The 16,945-nt window shown below is 44.5% G+C and carries 19 protein-coding genes; 4 read left to right on the top strand and 15 right to left on the bottom strand.

The features are described 5' to 3' along the window. Window positions 1-16: 16 nt before the first annotated feature. The 6 genes from pilM to HY200_05220 all read right to left on the bottom strand — a co-directional run bounded on the left by pilM (window position 17) and on the right by HY200_05220 (window position 4,318). On the bottom strand, window positions 17-1,045 hold the full coding sequence (pilM, locus tag HY200_05245) for a type IV pilus assembly protein PilM (GenBank protein ID MBI3594345.1): 1,029 nt from the start codon (window positions 1,043-1,045) through the stop codon (window positions 17-19). Further along, window positions 1,042-1,278, bottom strand: a complete 237-nt coding sequence (locus HY200_05240; GenBank protein ID MBI3594344.1) for a MerR family transcriptional regulator — start codon at window positions 1,276-1,278, stop codon at window positions 1,042-1,044. Before HY200_05240 ends, pilM begins: the two co-directional genes overlap by 4 nt. 130 nt (window positions 1,279-1,408) lie before the next feature. Further along, window positions 1,409-2,764, bottom strand: a complete 1,356-nt coding sequence (locus tag HY200_05235) for a hypothetical protein (GenBank protein ID MBI3594343.1) — start codon at window positions 2,762-2,764, stop codon at window positions 1,409-1,411. A 3-nt stretch (window positions 2,765-2,767) separates the two neighbouring features. After that, on the bottom strand, window positions 2,768-3,277 hold the full coding sequence (locus HY200_05230; GenBank protein ID MBI3594342.1) for a prepilin-type N-terminal cleavage/methylation domain-containing protein: 510 nt from the start codon (window positions 3,275-3,277) through the stop codon (window positions 2,768-2,770). 2 nt (window positions 3,278-3,279) lie between these two features. Continuing rightward, window positions 3,280-3,657, bottom strand: coding sequence for a hypothetical protein (locus HY200_05225; protein ID MBI3594341.1), 378 nt, complete (start codon window positions 3,655-3,657; stop codon window positions 3,280-3,282). Between the two features lie 103 nt (window positions 3,658-3,760). Continuing rightward, entirely contained in the window at window positions 3,761-4,318 is a 558-nt protein-coding gene (locus HY200_05220; protein MBI3594340.1) for a type II secretion system protein, read from the bottom strand. A 929-nt stretch (window positions 4,319-5,247) separates the two neighbouring features. On the opposite strand from HY200_05220, the gene HY200_05215 reads away from it, so the two are divergent. Then, complete coding sequence (locus HY200_05215) at window positions 5,248-6,543, top strand: tetratricopeptide repeat protein (protein ID MBI3594339.1); 1,296 nt, start codon at window positions 5,248-5,250, stop codon at window positions 6,541-6,543. Window positions 6,544-6,596: 53 nt separating this feature from the next. Here HY200_05215 and HY200_05210 read toward each other — a convergent pair whose 3' ends face one another. The 5 genes from HY200_05210 to gspE form a co-directional block, all read right to left on the bottom strand. Continuing rightward, complete coding sequence (locus HY200_05210) at window positions 6,597-7,049, bottom strand: prepilin-type N-terminal cleavage/methylation domain-containing protein (protein ID MBI3594338.1); 453 nt, start codon at window positions 7,047-7,049, stop codon at window positions 6,597-6,599. 87 nt (window positions 7,050-7,136) lie between these two features. Then, window positions 7,137-7,586 (bottom strand): prepilin-type N-terminal cleavage/methylation domain-containing protein, encoded by a 450-nt coding sequence (locus tag HY200_05205; protein MBI3594337.1) that lies wholly within the window; start codon window positions 7,584-7,586, stop codon window positions 7,137-7,139. Between the two features lie 167 nt (window positions 7,587-7,753). Then, a complete protein-coding gene (locus HY200_05200) occupies window positions 7,754-8,263 on the bottom strand; it encodes a type II secretion system protein (GenBank protein ID MBI3594336.1) in 510 nt (169 codons plus the stop codon). A gap of 96 nt (window positions 8,264-8,359) precedes the next feature. Then, window positions 8,360-9,586, bottom strand: a complete 1,227-nt coding sequence (locus tag HY200_05195) for a type II secretion system F family protein (protein ID MBI3594335.1) — start codon at window positions 9,584-9,586, stop codon at window positions 8,360-8,362. Between the two features lie 164 nt (window positions 9,587-9,750). Then, window positions 9,751-11,442, bottom strand: a complete 1,692-nt coding sequence (gene gspE / locus HY200_05190) for a type II secretion system ATPase GspE (GenBank protein MBI3594334.1) — start codon at window positions 11,440-11,442, stop codon at window positions 9,751-9,753. Between the two features lie 279 nt (window positions 11,443-11,721). On the opposite strand from gspE, the gene HY200_05185 reads away from it, so the two are divergent. After that, window positions 11,722-12,054 (top strand): carboxymuconolactone decarboxylase family protein, encoded by a 333-nt coding sequence (locus tag HY200_05185; protein MBI3594333.1) that lies wholly within the window; start codon window positions 11,722-11,724, stop codon window positions 12,052-12,054. Window positions 12,055-12,063: 9 nt separating this feature from the next. Continuing rightward, window positions 12,064-13,113 carry an arsenosugar biosynthesis radical SAM protein ArsS gene (gene arsS, locus HY200_05180; protein ID MBI3594332.1) on the top strand — a complete coding sequence of 350 codons (1,050 nt, stop codon included), beginning with the start codon at window positions 12,064-12,066 and terminating at the stop codon, window positions 13,111-13,113. A gap of 32 nt (window positions 13,114-13,145) precedes the next feature. On the opposite strand, the gene HY200_05175 is transcribed toward arsS, so the two are convergent. Beyond that, window positions 13,146-13,613 carry a methylglyoxal synthase gene (locus HY200_05175; protein ID MBI3594331.1) on the bottom strand — a complete coding sequence of 156 codons (468 nt, stop codon included), beginning with the start codon at window positions 13,611-13,613 and terminating at the stop codon, window positions 13,146-13,148. A 191-nt stretch (window positions 13,614-13,804) separates the two neighbouring features. Next, complete coding sequence (locus tag HY200_05170; GenBank protein MBI3594330.1) at window positions 13,805-14,032, bottom strand: hypothetical protein; 228 nt, start codon at window positions 14,030-14,032, stop codon at window positions 13,805-13,807. 395 nt (window positions 14,033-14,427) lie between these two features. Here HY200_05170 and HY200_05165 point away from each other — a divergent pair, with 395 nt between their 5' ends. Beyond that, window positions 14,428-14,802 (top strand): hypothetical protein, encoded by a 375-nt coding sequence (locus tag HY200_05165; protein ID MBI3594329.1) that lies wholly within the window; start codon window positions 14,428-14,430, stop codon window positions 14,800-14,802. A gap of 195 nt (window positions 14,803-14,997) precedes the next feature. On the opposite strand, the gene HY200_05160 is transcribed toward HY200_05165, so the two are convergent. Together HY200_05160 and HY200_05155 are read right to left on the bottom strand one after the other, a co-directional pair. After that, window positions 14,998-15,564, bottom strand: a complete 567-nt coding sequence (locus HY200_05160; protein ID MBI3594328.1) for a hypothetical protein — start codon at window positions 15,562-15,564, stop codon at window positions 14,998-15,000. Window positions 15,565-15,836: 272 nt separating this feature from the next. Then, window positions 15,837-16,766, bottom strand: coding sequence for a hypothetical protein (locus HY200_05155; protein MBI3594327.1), 930 nt, complete (start codon window positions 16,764-16,766; stop codon window positions 15,837-15,839). Window positions 16,767-16,945: the final 179 nt, after the last annotated feature.

Here is a 16,945-nt window from a genome sequence, read left to right as displayed (position 1 = left end):
TTACAAGGCCATAGTGTCAATGAACCTTCCCTCTCAATGCGAGTCCGATGGACGCCGTCCAGATCGAGCTGACCGGATTCAGCTCTTTCAATAAATGGGTGGGACCGGTCAGTAACGAAAAGGGATTCTCCAGAACAACAGGAAAATCAAACTGTGTCTCAAAATAGTCTCTGAAGCCAGGCATTAAAGGGGTCCCTCCCATCAAAATAATCTTTTTTATTAAAATATCTCGAAATTGCGTCCGGTAGAAATCAATTGACCGCTGTACTTCTAATACCATCCGGTCCACTTCTTCCTTGATTGTCTCATCGAGTTCAGACGCGGAAAACCCTTCCTCTTTCTTGATTTTTTCGGCATCTTCAAAAGAGAGTGACCTCTTTTCCATAATGAGATGAGAAAGGTTGTTTCCGCCCCTCCCAATCTGTCGTGTAAACCGGAGGACACCATCCCTTGAGATATTCACTTCCATTTTCGAAGAACCAATATCGATAAAGATCAGATCCTGGCCGATCTCGCTGGAATGATTGAGCGCCACAACTTTTAATAGAGCTAGGGGATTGACATCCATCAAGGCGGGATAGACGCCGGCTCTTCGAATAATGCCCAATCCTTCCGAAACATCGCCCTTATCAACTGCAACAAGAATAATTTCAAGTGTATTCTTTCCACCATCAGAGACCTTCCGGAGGATCGCATAATCGATAATTTTGGATTCGAGTGGTTCGGAAATCACCTTTTTGGCTTCCCATTGGATCGCCTCGGCTAATTCATTCTCCGGCATCTCCGGTAATTTCAGATAACGAATCACCGGGGCATTCCCGGTATAATTCATGACAACCGGATTTTTCTTAAAAGAATTTTTGCTAAAAAGATTCTTCAGACCGATCATTTTTTCGGACTCTGAGAGAAGGTCTCCTTTTGAAGTCTGAATCGGAAGCCTATCCGCATAGTCGAGAGAGAGTCTTGAGCCTTGCTTTGATATGACCGAAAGTTTAATGCTTGATTCGCCAATATCCATGCCGATTAATGGACGCGAGAGATTCACTTTTTTTCTCCGATCAGCTCTTTCATTGCCTGCTCATAAGCCGTTCGATGTTTAAAACCTTTTTGCAAAAATTTCCAAATTGCCTGAATTTTTAAAAAGTCTTCCCTGGAATAATCGCGTGACTCCAGGTCGCCCATCGGAATTCTTTTAGGCGAGATATAGCCCTTCTGTTCGAGGTAATAAAGTTTATGGCGGGGAATTTGTATTTTTTCCAAAATTTCGGATGTTCTCATAGATTCATTTAATGAAAGTTGAAGACAAAATTAAGTTTATTTTTCTAAGGTTGTCTGCTTTTAAAAACCAACTTTTCAGTTGGTTTCTTATAAAGGGTACCTCTGATTCTAAATCTGTCAAGTCATCTATTTACTGTATGACTTCCTTCCATGAGGTGGTTGAGTTTCCACTTCGAAACTGAGAAAGACTATTAATCTGAACCGTCCCTACGGTCGTTAAAGTCCAAGGCAAAATACCATTCCAATGAATGAGCACGCCGGCAGCCCCAGAAGCCCAGCAGTCGGTTAGTGAAACACAACTCACAAAAGTCAGGTTTTGTCCCGTCGGAGGAGTTTGAAGAACCCAAGTTGGGCTAGTATAAGAATTCACCTGATTACCGCCATTCAGGGTTCTCCCCACTGCCCAACAACGAGTAGTATCAACACAGTCCACTCCCCATAATGAAGAATTTCCGTTATCCTGAAAGGCCCAACTGGCGCCGTTCCAAAAGATAATTTCTCCTCCGCTGCTGCCCACCGCCCAGCAATGGGTCGTATCCACACACGAAACGTAGCGAAAATTTGCCCCATTAATGCCTGCTGTAGACGAAGGACTCCAGTTTGTACCGTTCCAAAAATAGATATTAGATTGGCCTGAGCCACTTGAGGTTCGATTGCCTACCGCCCAACAGTAAGAAGAATTCATACAGTAGACTCCGAGTAGAGTTATCGCGGCATTATTGGAGCCTTGAGCCACATAAGGATATTTGTACCAGACTCCTCCCGCGTCCAATCGATCTATTTCGCCGCTTGATCCAACAGCCCAACCATCGTTCGTTGCGTTCATGTAAATAGAATTGAGCGTTGCCGTAGAATTGAAGACGCCAGAGAGCGCCCAATTTGAACCATTATATTTAATAAAATCTCCCGCATTTGAAATAGCCCAACCCTCGGAACTGGAAATCATCGATACTTCCATTAAATTGTTCCCACCAATATTCGGAGCCGATGCCGTCAGATTGGTCCAGGCGCTTCCATCCCAATGGGCCATAAAGGGACGATTAACTCCGGTCACGTTGTACCCTACTGCCCAGGCATCTTGAATGGTCGTAATGGCGGTATAGGTCACAACCCGTTGAGTAGTTCCGGAAGCGATCGTCGGAACACCCCCGGTCGAAGTGAGCGTGCATTGTCCTCCAATTGTTGTCGCCGTTACAGTAAATTGTCCTGAACCGATTGATTTATTGGTAAAGAGCGCATTTCCGTTAATCGAAGCGCAGGTACAGCCTCCAACCGGGCAAGATGCATCTTTTCCTGCCAGATATCCCCGCGTTCTTTCCATACCCGCTTCAGCGATATAAAACGCCTGATTCGATCTGACTTCGTTTACCGCCTGAGTCGCACTGCTTGATGACAGTGAAATAAAAATAATTCCGGTGAAGGAAATCACAACGAGGAGAAAAATGATCGCCATCAATGCAATCCCTTTTTGATTAAAATTTTGCATCGTTTAAAAGCTCCTCGGATGGATTCTCGTTCTCATCGTCAGAGAATCGCTCCCCTGGGCTGCTGTGAGCGATACCGCAATGCTCCAGGCAGAACCACAGATATTCGTCGGACTGTTGCTTTTATCATAGTAGGTAATGGTAAAGGCGGTCAGATTGTCCGCAAGGGGAACGCCGCCGGCTGAGAGCGTCGAACCGGCGAAGCTATAAGTTACCGGGGTTCCGTTGGTATCGGTAAAATTCAAAGCCGTAGTTGCCGCCGCACAGGACGAAGTGATATCGGCCGGGCTTCTCAAGAGTCTGATTTCCCGTGCCATCATTTCCAGCGCGAGTCTTCCCTGGTTTGAAATGGCGGAATAATTATCACTGCTTTGGTAGGTTTTTGCCGCCTGTCCAATTAAAATGCTCGCTGTCATCGCAATAACGCCAACCAAAACGATGACGATTACAAGTTCAACCATCGTAAATCCTCTTTGATCGAATCGAACTTTTAAGTCGGCCCTGGGAATCATCATCTTTAAAAACTTCCTACCAGGGAAGAAGTAGTCAAACTTCCGGTTAAACTGGTTACGGTGACTGTGATATTCTTGTAGTTGGTTGTCCCAGCCGCCGCAACCGATAGATTCCCAGCCGGATCAACATAAATAATGCTGACACTTCTGCTAAAATTGGGAAATCCCGTTACCGGATTTTCAACGGGATAATTGGCATTCGTAAGATATGGAAATCCCCTAGCAGGATTCTCTTTATCGGCAATAATTTGCTCCATCCTCTCCTGCGCCAATTCGGATGACAGTATATTGACTGAGGGATCCCCATTGCTTTTTGAAAATGTGGTAAACATTGCCATAAGACCGGAAGATAAAATCGCCAGTAACACAATGCTAATAATCACTTCAATTAGAGTGAATCCACGATGATTAGGGGTCATAGTTAAAGTTTAACGCGGATGTAGAAATCGTCAAGCGTGGGAAAATCAGAAAAAAGGAGGAGACAATTCAGGGAATAGATGTTTTCCCGGTTCCCGATTGAACTGTGACTGTTAACCCGCCGGGATTAACGGTTACCAATCTGGATAGCAAGGTTGCTACGGGGACCGAGGGATTGGGGGCAGTCGTACACGCCCCCCCGGTAGTATCTTCAAGGGGGACGCCTGCAGAATTAAATTCCAGATAATAGCAATTCAATGTCGGAGGAGCCAAAGTAACCCCCGAATAATTTCCGCTGTTGAGGGTCACATTAAAGGGAGTGGTATTTGTAGAAGGATCTATGGCGTTTGTCCAGTTTGCCGGGTTTGAACAGGTTGTCACCTGATAATTGCACCATTTCATATTGTATCCCGAAGGGGAGGTAAACTGGATCCGGTAATGAACTCGTTGAGTCATCGCCGATTCCTGAGCAAGAATGATATCGGATTGAATCTTCCGAACGGTGCCAGAGGCCTTGGTAGACGCATTATTACCAGTTAACGTATTGACCATCATTCCAAGAATCGCCACAATCACCATGACAATGACAAGTTCTATTAGCGTAAATCCGTTTTTTCTTCTAATCATCACTTTCCTGTTAAATATTAAGTTCTTTAATTAAGTGTACCTCTCCCCTGTTTATCGTCAAGCCTCTCAATTGGGGTTGCAAGGCCCCTTTATTTCGTTTAAATTCACCGGTATCCATGCTAAACAAACTCACCTCCATTTCTAATATTCGCCCTTCCATTATTTTCTTTCTTTTCTCAACACTCCTCGTTGCCATTCTTTATGCAAATACCCTCAAAGGTCCCTTCATTTTTGACGACATTCCAAACATCGTTGAAAACAGATCTCTTCATTGGCAGCAACCCCTATCTTTTTCCACATTCTACAGAAGTCTCATTTCTCACCGTCCTATTTCCAACATTACCTTTGGGCTGAACTATTATTTTGGAAAGCTTGATGTTAAAAGTTATCATCTCGTGAATATTTTTTTGCACCTTCTGAACACTGTCGTCCTTTTCACTTTCTTAAATCTTCTCATTAAGCTCGCTGAATCAGAATTGATGATCTCTCAATCTCGCTATTTGGCATCAGCCATTTCTCTATTATGGGCCGCTTCCCCTATTCAAACTCAGTCTGTAAATTATATCGTTCAAAGGATGACACTCCTTGCTTGCCTTTTTTATCTCACCGGATTGATTGCTTATATAAAAGCAAGACATTCCATCACCCCAAGGAATTTCTACTGGATTTTTCTCACATTTGTTTGTGGTGGTCTCGCGCTTCTTTCAAAAGAAAATACGGTGTTTTTTCCGATCACCTGCCTTTTGATAGATTATTATTTCATTTCGAAGTTCAGATGGAATAAATTCAAAGATACATTTTCGAAATCTTTTCCATTTTATTTTTTTGTTTCAGTCTTGATTATCGCCTATATCTATTTTCATCCGGCAATTAATGATTTCTTTAGTCATCGCTCAGCTTCCCAGGAATTTACAATCTGGGAAAGAGTAATGACCGAATGGAGGGTCCTGGTCTATTATTTCTCTTTATTAGCCTATCCTATTCCTGATCGCCTTTCGATAGACTATTTTGTTCCGATTTCAAGAAATCTATTTCAACCCCTATCCACTTTTTTCTCACTTATTCTCATCGTCGCCTCTATTAGTTGGTCCATAAAAAACGCAAAGAAATTCCCGTTTATATCTTTTGGAATCCTCTGGTTTTTTATCAATCTTCTCGTGGAATCGACCTTTATTCCGATCGATTTGGTATTCGAGCACCGGCTTTATCTCCCGTCAATCGGTATATTTATCTCGTCAGTATCCGGAATTTCTTACCTCTTCAGGAGATGGCCCTATCCAATATTGAAAGGAATGGGAATGGTCCTTTTTCTGATATCTCTCTTATTCGAATCGGTTTTTACCATAGAAAGGAACAAAGACTGGTTTAGCCAGATTGCCCTTTGGGCTTCAGCAGTCAAGAGATCTCCGGATTCCTTTCGCGCTCATATTAATCTCGGAAAGGCCTATGAAGACGAAAACGACCTTGACCTGGCCGAAAAAGAATATGTGAGAACTCTTGAGCTCAATCCCAACGAAGTCCTGGCCCACAATGACTATGGGTCAGTACTTTTAAAAAAGGGAGAAATCAGAAAAGCCGAAAGTGAATTCATGACCGCCATATCGCTTAACCAAAATCTTTTCATTGCACGTTATAACCTTGCGAATTTACACGGTCAATTGCTAGGCCCAGAAATAGGAATAAAGGAAACCAAAGAACTCTTGAATCAGTTTCCAAAACTGGTACAAGGGTACCTGTATCTTGGAGAGCTCTATGAAAGCTCAAGCAATCCGGATGAGGCACGACAGGCCTATTTGGAAGCAAATCAGATTAATCCCGACGCACTTGAACCCCTCAATCACCTCGGGGTTCTTTGTCTTAAACTTGGGGATTATAAAAACGCTGAGATTTATTTTAAGGAGGCCTTAATGGTCGACCCGAACCCATCCCAACTACATCAAAATTTGGGACGAACTTACCAGTTTCAGGGATTGCCAAAAAAGGCCCTGGAAGAATATATATTGGCTTATGAGGGAAATCCTCGAAATACCGCCATTCATTTTAATATTGGGAGTCTTTTCTTACAGAACGGAAATTTTGAAACTGCGGTTGCTGAATTTGAAAAAGGGGCTGCCGATAAAGCAACGAGAGAATCGCTTCCTCTTCTAAAGGAAGCTTTGACAATAATTCACGATCCGGAACTTCGAACCAAGATCGAAAATCTAATAAACAAAATTTCAAATTAGACAAACATTGCTTTTCTGAGTGCTTAGAATTATTTCCAATATACATCTGCTTTTTAGCATCTATAGGTGCCCGATCCGGTGCAGGTTATTGTTGCAGGAAGAGTCGCTGTTGCCAGGACAACATTCCACGTTACGGTTCCAACTGCACCTCCAGAAGTAAGATTGGGAGCAAATCCAACCCATTGTCCAGGGGAAGTCGCACCATTTGAAGTTAATGAAGCGGGGCGGCTTCCACTGACACATCCTTCGACATTGGTCGCCGTGATCGCGCCTCCACTGGTCATAATATTGGGAACACACGAAGCACTCTTAAGAGTATAATTTGCCGTACTGATGGCCATCGTACTCCTTAATCCTCCGATGTAGCCTGTATTTGCTGCCGCCCTGGCATCGTCGACCATATTGACATACTGAGGAATGGCAACAGCCGCCAGCACACCTAATACAACGATGACAATGATTAACTCAATCAATGTAAAGCCTTTTTGATTCCTTAACACGCCCATCGATCGCTCCAGAGTGAGTAAACTCTCATTAATTAAGTTCCGAAAATAAAATAGACCGCAGGAAAACATCCTGCGGTCTATTTTCTATTAACACTGATAAGTGGCCGATCCGGTGCAGGTTATTGTTGCAGGAAGAGCCGCTGTTGCCAGAACGACATTCCAAGTTACGGTTCCAACTGCACCTCCAGAAGTAAGATTGGGAGCAAATCCAACCCATTGTCCGGGAGAAGCCCCGTTTGCAGTTAATGAAGCTGGACGCGATCCACTGACACAGGCCTCCACATTTGTTGAAGTAATCGCACCTGCGGCCGTCATAATATTGGGGACACAGGAAGCACTCTTAAGGGTATAATTTGCCGTGCTGATGGCCATAGCACTTCTTAATCCTCCAACGTAGCCTGTATTTGCTGCCGCTCTGGCGTCATCGACCATATTGACATACTGAGGAATGGCAACAGCCGCCAACACACCTAATACGACGATTACAATGATTAGCTCAATCAATGTAAAACCTTTCTGATTTTTTAATACCTTCATCTATAATTCTCCTTTTGTAGTTATGGTTATATAATTTTAGCGTGTAGGGACGGTTCAACAACCGCCCTGATCCAGGGCGATTCAAAAATCGCCCCTACTACTTGACACTACCCGATCACTTCCTGACCCTCACCCCCTCTTTCAATAAAGTATAACCGATATTTGAATTACCACAAGTTGGCCGGAGTGCCCAGCGAATCGCTTGGCGTGGTGGCCGCAACATAAATCTGGCCGGATACGGGATCATAGTCCCAGCCGATCCCGGCCCCAGCCGATACACTTCGGGCGTCCGCATTCGCGGTGGTTACCGCGGTCACCGTCCTTGCGTTTGAAATCACAGAATCCGGAGGCATACAGCTTGCACAGGTCGCCGTGGAAGGGCCTTCGATGATTTTAAGACCATTCAAGGCTGCGGTTCTTCCCGCGGTTAAGTTATTATTTAACTCTGCGACGGATGGCCATTCCTGTGCTGTTCCTCCGTAACCCGCCAATAAAAACCGGGCGTGCAAGAGACTAATTCCACCCTTTATCGTTGCCAGGTTTCCCTTTGTTGCGCCAATTTGGGCTTCAGTGGTGAGATCCTGATAACGCGTCACAGCAATAGCGGTTAGGATTCCGATAATGACCAACACGACGAGAAGCTCGATCAACGTAAAACCTCTTTGATTGTCTATAATAGGGGTTCGCGTCGCCCCCTCCAGCGGCGGAGCCGCATGGAGCCTCCCCCTCTCGTTCGCCTTGCTCACTGAGTAGCTATATAAATTTGTCATCATTTAATGACCTCCTTTAAATACTGAGATTAAATTCCACCATGGCATGAAAATCGCCAAAGCTAAAAACAAGACCATCCCCCCAACACTCGCCAGAAGAATCGGCTCTAAAGAGGCCGACAGGTTCTTAATGGCGTACTCCACATCCCGGTCGAAATATTCCGAGACTTTCATCAACATCTCTTCGACTTTACCCGTCTCTTCGCCAATGGCCATCATCTGGATCACAATAGGAGGAAAAATATTACTCCCCTTCATCGGCTCAACGAGACCCTTCCCTTTTCTGGCGCTATCACGGATATCACCGACCAGTTTCGCGATCACCACATTTCCAACCACCATCGAAACCATCTCAAGCGTCTGAAGGATAGGCAGGCCGGTTCGCGTTAAATTTCCGAATACCCGGGCAAAGCGAGATAAGGCAGATTTGAGAAATATGGGACCAAAAACCGGAAGTTTTATTTTCTGACTGTCCCATTTCCACCGGCCTGAATCGGTTTTAAGATAGGCTTTGACTCCCCAAACGCCCCCCGCTCCCAGGAGCAAAAACAATGGCCAAAACTGATGAAAGAGATTATTCACACCGATCAGGATGCGGGTCGGAAGAGGAAGAGCGACCTTAAATCCGGAGTAAAGTTTGACAAATTGTGGAATCACAAAAGTCAATAATATGACCACAGCAATAAGTAGCGAAATCACGACTATTTTGGGGTAACGTGTTGCCGCCTTGATTCTCTCCTGGGTCTCTTTGGCATGCTCCAGCATCTGGGCAAGCCGGTCAAGCGTTGTATCAAGTATACCTCCCGCTTCCCCTGCCCTCACCATGTTGACATATAGAGGGTCAAATATTTTTGGGTGTCTTTCCATCGATTCGGAAAGAGAGCTCCCTCCTTCGATGCTCGCAAGCATCTGGGCGATGACTCCTTTGAACCAGGCATTGTCTGTCTGATCCATCAACGCCTGAAAGGCATAGGTAATCGAAAGGCCGGCTGAAAAAAGGGTATGGAGCTGACGGGTGAAGACAATTAACTCATCCTGATTGATCGTGTTGGAATGAAAAAAATCTCTTTTGAACAGAGACGGCCCGGCAAACGCCATCTCCTTAATCCCGACAGGGATATACCCGAGATGATCAAGTTGAAGCGCCACATCTTCCCGACGGGGACTTTCAATGGAACCAGTCACGAGACCACCGCTGTGGTCTCTCGCGCGATACTCAAATACAGGCATTGTTTGTCTTTCGAGGTTGGTGAAAAAGCCCAACTCCTACGTTCTCGTTCCAAAGCCTCCTCAACGTACCGATTTCGTACGCCTCGATCGTCTTTGAAACTGCGGCCTTGGAGTTGGAGCATTTTGACCAACCTAAAAATAGGGTTAACATCTCAACCTCATTGCTAATAGATTTCTTCGGTAACTCTCAAAACTTCTTCGAGTGTGGTCTCGCCGGCCAAAATCTTGGCCAACCCGTGTTGTCGCATGTTTTCCATTCCGTTCTGTCTCGCCAAAGAGGTGATTTCACTGGAAACCGGCTTCGATATGATCAGACTTCTAATGGAGTCATCGATTAACAATAGTTCATAAATACCGGTCCTTCCTTTGTAGCCGGTCTGACGACATGCATTGCAACCTTTTCCTTTTGCCAGTAAAGCTCCGGCAGGAAGTTGAAATTCTTCTATTATTTCGTCAGTCGGGGTATAGGATTCCTTGCAGACGGCACAGATTTTTCTAACCAGTCTCTGCGCTAAAATTCCTAAAAGAGCGGACGACATTAAGAAAGGTTCGATCCCCATATCCATTAAGCGAGCAATTGAACTTGAGGCATCGTTCGTATGAAGTGTGGATAATACGAGGTGGCCCGTCAGTGCGGCCTGGACCGCAATTGCGGCGGTCTCTTTATCCCGAATCTCGCCCACCATGACGATATCCGGATCCTGTCGAAGGATATTCCGCAATCCGGTTGAAAATAGTACCCCCGCTTTGGGATTCACTTGAACCTGATTGATTCGCTTTAACTGGTATTCCACCGGATCTTCAATGGTCACGATGTTTTTATCCATGGAGTTGATCTGACTGAGCGAAGCATAAAGGGTCGTCGTTTTTCCGCTCCCGGTCGGACCGGTTACCAAGATTAGGCCATAGGGCATATTCAGTAATTTCGAGAACTTTGCGAGGCCGGTTTCTGAAAAACCAAGCGTCTCCATACTTAAAAAGAGGGTCCCTTTATCAAGAATGCGCAAAACGATTTTTTCACCATGAATCGTCGGAAGGGTATTCACACGGATGTCAATTTCTTTACCTCCGAGGACCATCTGAATTCTTCCATCCTGCGAGATTCTTTTTTCAGAGATATCGAGACTCGCCATCACCTTGACTCTGGAACAAAGTCCTGCATGAAGGTTCTTGGTCGACTGCATCACTTCTCTAAGGAGTCCATCCACCCGGAACCGGATCCGAATGGTGTCATTTTCAGGTTCGATGTGGATATCACTTGCCCCTTCCTGAACAGCCTGTAGAATAATCGAATTGACGAGCTTGATGACTGGCGCATCTTCGACAAGATTGTCAAGTCGGGTTCTTCCATCCAGATCGCTTAATGATTGAAACTGGGGTTGAACATCTTTCAAGGCTTCATGCAACGAACCGTTAATACCATAAAATCGTTCGATGGTTCGGGAAATGTCATTTTCTGTACTGACGACCGCCTGAACTTCAAGATTGGTCATTTTCTTGATATCGTCAATCGCAAAGAGATTCAGCGGGTCGGCCATGGCAAGAGTCAGGATTTTTCCCTTTTTTGAAATGGGAAAAACCTGAAAACGACGGGCGGTGGTTTCGGGAATTTCCTTCAGGATATCCTGATCGATCATAATGTTCTCCAGGGAAAGATGGGGAATCCCCATCTGGCTACCTAGCACCTTAATGATCTCTTCTTCTGTCACATATTTCAGGCTCTTTAAAATAGCGCCTATTCTTCCCCCTTTTGTCTTCTGTTCCATAAGGGCGTTTTCGAGCTGTTTAGGCGTCAAAAGACCGGCGGAGATGAGCATCTCTCCCAGCATTTTCTTTTTGGGTTTCGGTACGGCCATTCTGTATATCTTTCCTATGATTTTCGTACTGTATTGAATTTAGACAATAAATAGCCCGCTTTTAATAAAAGATAGCCGAGGGTCGAATTTCTGTCAAAGAAGGGAAGGGAAAGGAGGAAGTCTACTTAATCAATATCAGGCTGACACGTCTTGACTCCATTGAAGGAGTATGAGATTTTTAAGCAACGCTTTAAGGTCGCAGCAAGATGAACTTTTGAGGTGATTTTTGAGGAATTCATATTTGTCAGCCATTTTATAACCATTTATAAAGGAGAACGAATGGATACTTACTACCACCCCCCTGACTTGGGAAAATTTGCTGAAATGGGAAAAGGGAATCCCGAGTTATGGGAGAAATTCATGAGTTATTACAGTGCTGTTTTCAGTGAAGGTGCTCTAACCGAGCGCGAAAAGGCACTCATCGCTTTGGGAGTCAGCCACGCCGTGCAATGCCCTTATTGCATCGACGCCTATACGCAAGCCTGTCTCGACAAGGGATCAAATGTCGAACAGATGACTGAGGCGGTTCATGTCGCCTGTGCAATCCGGGGCGGCGCCTCTCTGGTTCACGGTGTCCAAATGCGTAAAGTCGCAGAAAAACTTTCCATGTGAGAAAAAGCGATGGCATTAACTCAACTTAGCCTGAATGCCCGATCCAATCCGCTGGCATCAGCCGAGGAACAAAACCGGATATTGAGCGGTACAACAGCCTGTACTTCATTTGATGATGTGCTGGGACAGTCGGGGATGGAGCCGCTTCATTCAACCGGAATAAGTGTTTTTCAGATCAACGTCGGAAAGCTTTGCAACCAGACGTGCGGGCATTGTCATGTCGATGCTTCTCCGGATCGCCGGGAGATGATGACGCGCGAAACCGCCGAAGCCTGTATCCATGCCCTGGCAGAGACAGAGATCCCCATAGTGGATATTACCGGGGGCGCTCCGGAACTTAATCCTAATTTTCGATGGCTGATCGAACAGGCGCGAAATCTCGAACGACATGTTATGGATCGATGTAATCTAAGCGTTCTTCTCCTTCCCTCACAAGCCGACCTGGGGGGATTTCTTGCCAAACATTCTGTTGAGATTGTCGCATCTCTTCCGTCTTGCCATCCGATGCAAACGGATGCCCAACGGGGAAAAGGGGTGTTTGAGAAATCAATTTTAGCGCTACAACTCCTCAATCGCCTGGGTTACGGAGTTAAGGATTCAGGCTTGGTGCTGAATCTGGTTTATAACCCGGTCGGGGCGTTTCTTCCTCCAAAACAGAAAGAGGTCGAAGCGCAGTTTAGGAAGGATCTCGCAAACCGTTATGGCATTTTTTTTAACGAACTCTATACCATTACGAATATGCCAATCAGCCGGTTTCTGGAATTTCTCCTCAAAACCGGAAACTTTGAACATTACATGGGCCGTCTGGCAAATGCCTTTAATCCATCTGCCGCTCAAGGAGTCATGTGCCGGAACATGATTTCGATTGGTTGGGATGGGACCCTTTATGATTGTGATTTCAACCAGATGCTGGAACTTCCGGTCGGTTACGATGCTCCCAGACATATCAGGGACTTTGAAAATGTTCGACTCGAACGGAGACGCATTGTGACCGGAAATCATTGCTATGGGTGTACGGCGGGATCAGGATCTTCTTGCGGAGGTTCAATCTCACCCTAAAAAAACCCGGAGCAATGCTGTAGGTACCGACCTCACTCTTTCTTGTTGATGTTTCTCGTGCGGTACTCATCATAGTCCGGAACCAAACGAAAATATTCCCCATCCATGAGAGGAGATGAGATCATAAAGTCAGCGGAAGCCCTGTTGCAGGCAATCGGAATGTTCCACACCACAGCCATGCGCAAGAGCGCCTTGACATCAGGATCATGGGGCATGGGTTCAAGTGGATCCGAGAAAAAGATAATAAAATCGATTTCTCCGTCAGCAATCTTGGCCCCGATTTGCTGATCGCCTCCTAAAGGTCCGCTTTGAAGTTTGATGATTTTTATATCAAGTTCCCTTTCGAGCATGGTCCCTGTGGTCCCTGTAGAATACAGACTGTGATGGGCCAGTAGGTCTCGATTATATTTGGCCCACTCTATGATATCTCGTTTCTTATTGTCATGCGCGACCAGGGCGATTTTTTTGTCAGGTTTCATGATAATTTGTTTGTAAGTCATCAAAATTTCCTTATCTTTTCCATAATTTGTCACCATTCCGATTTTAAGTAACACGACACGAATGCTACTATAAAACTGTTTCTTAAAACAATCTGAACTTTAAATAGGTTGAATTGAATGGGAGGCTAATGCTGCAAGGAGGTCTAGTTGGAACAGGTATTTTCTGTCGATTAAAGTATTTCTTCCCTGTGTCACAATTTTCTAATATCACTGACTCGATCCCACACTTTCTCTAATTGATTATAGGACCAAATTTTTCCCAATTCGTCTAGAGCATAGAGATGATCATTTCCGGAGGCAATTTGTATAAACTTGGATGGTTTGGTGATCTCTGTTCTTTTGCCTGGCATTTCCTCTGTTTCGGCAAACTCATGATAGGGGACTCTTTCGTGAGCCCGTCTGTTTTTATTCTCATTCATAAATAACCCTCGTAAAAGTGAATCTTTTAAAAGTATACCAGAGGGTTACGAAAGAACAAGTTGCATTCCTGTTTTTTAAGTGAGACCATTTTAATATCAAGAAATTCGTTAAAATTGATTTCGTCGAAGTCTTCCACACGCATTCTTTGTTATCCGACATCCAAGTCTTTATTATGTTTTGAATAATTGTGTGAACTGAATTGAAATGAGCCTGGAATTGATTCCTTCTGTCATTACATGCTAAAGATTTGGACCGATCATTATTTTGGAGCAGGCTTTCCCAAAGTAATCCTGAATTCTGTTTTGATTTTCTCCGTTACCACATGATTCCCGTCGGTCCTTCAGGTAGACTGACCTAATACAGGACGTGCAATTCGTGAGGGGTTAGGTTTTTTATGGTTAAAATATACGGCCGGGACGGCTGTCCCATGTGCAAAGACGCTATCGAATGGATTGAACTGAAAGGAGTCTCCTATCAGTTTCGGGATATATTCAGAGAGCCGCTTGGCAGGACAGAACTATTAGAGCTTGCGGAAAAGGTCCCAAATGGGATTTTTGATCTTTATGCCACCAAAGGAGCCCGAAAGGTCGGGCTCCCTGAAATTGCGCGGGAACTTTTTCCAGAAAAGATCGTCATCTTCCAAATGGAAAACCCCGATTTAATCCGCTACCCGATCTTTGATCTCGGAAACGAACTCCTTTTCGGGTTTTACGAATCAACCAAGCCGGTCCTTTTGAAGAACCTCTCTTCTATACCCCCTGTTGAATAACTCAATGTGCAGTGCAGGATTCGCCAATAAGCGTAACTTTAACCGGTAAATTCTCCCTGTACTTGGCATCGGTCCAGATTTGAATATTAAGTGGATTGATAGCGGGAATTACTCAGTCGTTCCGCTTTGTCCCATAAAAAGTGGACACACTATTAAGACAAATTCGGTTGTTCAAATGCCAGGGGCGACAGTTCATCAGCTAAAATATTTTTTTAGAAACTCAGAGAGAGATTGATTTAGCACGGAATTGCTTAAAGGGCTTTGAAAAATCCCTTTGATTTTCTCTTGAAGGCTTTTTTTCTCCCCTGGATCTGAGACTTTAGCTTCAATCTCATTTTCCAAAGCTTCTAAAATTTCACCAATGGAAATTGATTGTACAAATTTAATGATGCTATGGTCGCCAATAATAACTTTGCCTGACGACTGAATATGCACTGAACGTCTATCAGCAAGATTATTTTCAATATTTTCAATCGCAGATTTGAGGTAAATCCTGGCCTTGTCACAAGCCTCTTGATAATTTTTAAGTTCGTTTTTGGGATCATGATGAAAGTGGCTAGTCTTACCTGTAAAGTCAAGATTGGCAAAACTGATTGATTCATTAGAGGTGAGATCAGCCCCTTTCTTTAACCACTTATATGTGCTGTCCCACCAGGTTTTGAACTCAGGAGAATCTCTGAAATTAAGGCCTCCGGATTTAGTTTCTGCGATATAATCCCTAGCCTCTTTCACCTTCTGAAGTATACGGTCTATATCGTCCATAGCGAAAATCTCAGCTTACAATTATTTTACCTCTAAGGAAGAAAACAATGCTATGAAATCGTTAATTGGGCAGATTAAGTGATTTCATTCGATTGGGAAAAAGGAAATGAAACATCGAAATACTTCAAATTGCGCAACAACGAGCGATATCTGGAAGGCCGAGGTAATGCGACCATGTTAGGGACAATTCTATGTGTGTACAACACATGAAACTTTGGAAATGGCAACGTCACATGTCTTTTTTGGCTTTTATAAGTTTGAATCCAGGATACCTAGTCCTCGGGGCCTGTTGGTTGTAATTTGCCAACACATTTAGTTTCTCCATTTGAAAAAATCGCGCAGGTGTGCCATCCTCCTGCGCTCAAGGAGACTACATCGGATAGACCTGAAAACACTGGTTGGGGAGAAAAATCTTCATGAAATGTGCCTAATTGACCAGAATAATTGCTACCCCAACAATGAACCTCCCGGTTTTCCAAGAGTGCGCAGGTGTGTTGGCTCCCGGATGAAATGGTCAAAATATGATTGAATGCAATTAAAACTCCATTAGGATTTAGATTTGTTACCTTGACAGGAGTTAGTGAATCTTTTTTTCTGCCATCGCCGAGCTGCCCCTCAAATCCCTTTCCCCAACATTGTACTGTATGATCCTTTAGCAGGGCACAGGAATGGCGACGCCCTGCCGTAACTACAAGAGCTTCTCCAGATATCGGAACCTTACTCGGTGGAAAAAATTGATGGGCTTGGATACCTGTACCTAGTTGCCCAAAATGATTATCTCCCCAGCAGAATAGACTTCCATCTGACTGTGCGGCGCAGGAATGTTCATTCCCAGCAGCTATCGAAACAACATTCATAATTTTAGGAACGATGACAGGTAAAGAAGGTTTTGCCATGGACTCTCTTTGAACTCCAGTTTGGCTGTTTCTATTGTCCCCCCAACAGGAAACAGTCCCGTCGGTTAACAAAGCACAGGTGTGCGTTCTTCCCGCAACAATTTGAGTGGCCGAATTTATATGAACTGAGATAGGCTTTGGTGAAGGCTCGAGGGAACCAGTATATCCCAGCTGACCCAATTTATTCGCTCCCCAACATTTTACTTCCCCATTTTTTAGCACCGCACAAGAATGCCAATCCCCTGCAGCAATTGCAACAGCTTCAGTTAATCCGATAACTTTTACAGGCACTAATGAGTTTACCATTGATCCATCACCAAGCTGTCCATACCGATTGTCTCCCCAACAGACCACTATCCCACTTGATTGAGTCCGACATGTGTGAGCGCTTCCAGATGCGATTAAATCATTGTTGGAGACACCCGCCCTTATCATTCTGGGAAAGGGAATACTAATCAGAAACACAATTGCCAAGCGAATAGCCA

The organism is Nitrospirota bacterium, from assembly GCA_016194305.1.
GTDB lineage: Bacteria > Nitrospirota > Nitrospiria > JACQBW01 > JACQBW01 > JACQBW01.
Note: the sequence above shows the minus strand (reverse complement) of the source record. Positions and strands in the feature narration are given on the sequence as shown.

Excerpts from the sequence above, each read along its gene's own strand:
- HY200_05175 (MBI3594331.1), bottom strand. The coding sequence starts at position 13,613 with ATGACTTACAAACAAATTATCATGAAACCTGACAAAAAAATCGCCCTG.
- HY200_05185 (MBI3594333.1), top strand. The coding sequence starts at position 11,722 with ATGGATACTTACTACCACCCCCCTGACTTGGGAAAATTTGCTGAAATG.
- arsS (MBI3594332.1), top strand. The coding sequence starts at position 12,064 with ATGGCATTAACTCAACTTAGCCTGAATGCCCGATCCAATCCGCTGGCA.
- HY200_05205 (MBI3594337.1), bottom strand. The coding sequence starts at position 7,586 with ATGAAGGTATTAAAAAATCAGAAAGGTTTTACATTGATTGAGCTAATC.
- HY200_05195 (MBI3594335.1), bottom strand. The coding sequence starts at position 9,586 with ATGCCTGTATTTGAGTATCGCGCGAGAGACCACAGCGGTGGTCTCGTG.
- gspE (MBI3594334.1), bottom strand. The coding sequence starts at position 11,442 with ATGGCCGTACCGAAACCCAAAAAGAAAATGCTGGGAGAGATGCTCATC.
- HY200_05210 (MBI3594338.1), bottom strand. The coding sequence starts at position 7,049 with ATGGGCGTGTTAAGGAATCAAAAAGGCTTTACATTGATTGAGTTAATC.
- HY200_05215 (MBI3594339.1), top strand. The coding sequence starts at position 5,248 with ATGACCGAATGGAGGGTCCTGGTCTATTATTTCTCTTTATTAGCCTAT.
- HY200_05155 (MBI3594327.1), bottom strand. The coding sequence starts at position 16,766 with ATGGTAAACTCATTAGTGCCTGTAAAAGTTATCGGATTAACTGAAGCT.
- HY200_05235 (MBI3594343.1), bottom strand. The coding sequence starts at position 2,764 with ATGCAAAATTTTAATCAAAAAGGGATTGCATTGATGGCGATCATTTTT.
- HY200_05165 (MBI3594329.1), top strand. The coding sequence starts at position 14,428 with ATGGTTAAAATATACGGCCGGGACGGCTGTCCCATGTGCAAAGACGCT.
- HY200_05220 (MBI3594340.1), bottom strand. The coding sequence starts at position 4,318 with ATGATTAGAAGAAAAAACGGATTTACGCTAATAGAACTTGTCATTGTC.
- HY200_05170 (MBI3594330.1), bottom strand. The coding sequence starts at position 14,032 with ATGAATGAGAATAAAAACAGACGGGCTCACGAAAGAGTCCCCTATCAT.
- HY200_05240 (MBI3594344.1), bottom strand. The coding sequence starts at position 1,278 with ATGAGAACATCCGAAATTTTGGAAAAAATACAAATTCCCCGCCATAAA.
- HY200_05230 (MBI3594342.1), bottom strand. The coding sequence starts at position 3,277 with ATGATGATTCCCAGGGCCGACTTAAAAGTTCGATTCGATCAAAGAGGA.
- HY200_05160 (MBI3594328.1), bottom strand. The coding sequence starts at position 15,564 with ATGGACGATATAGACCGTATACTTCAGAAGGTGAAAGAGGCTAGGGAT.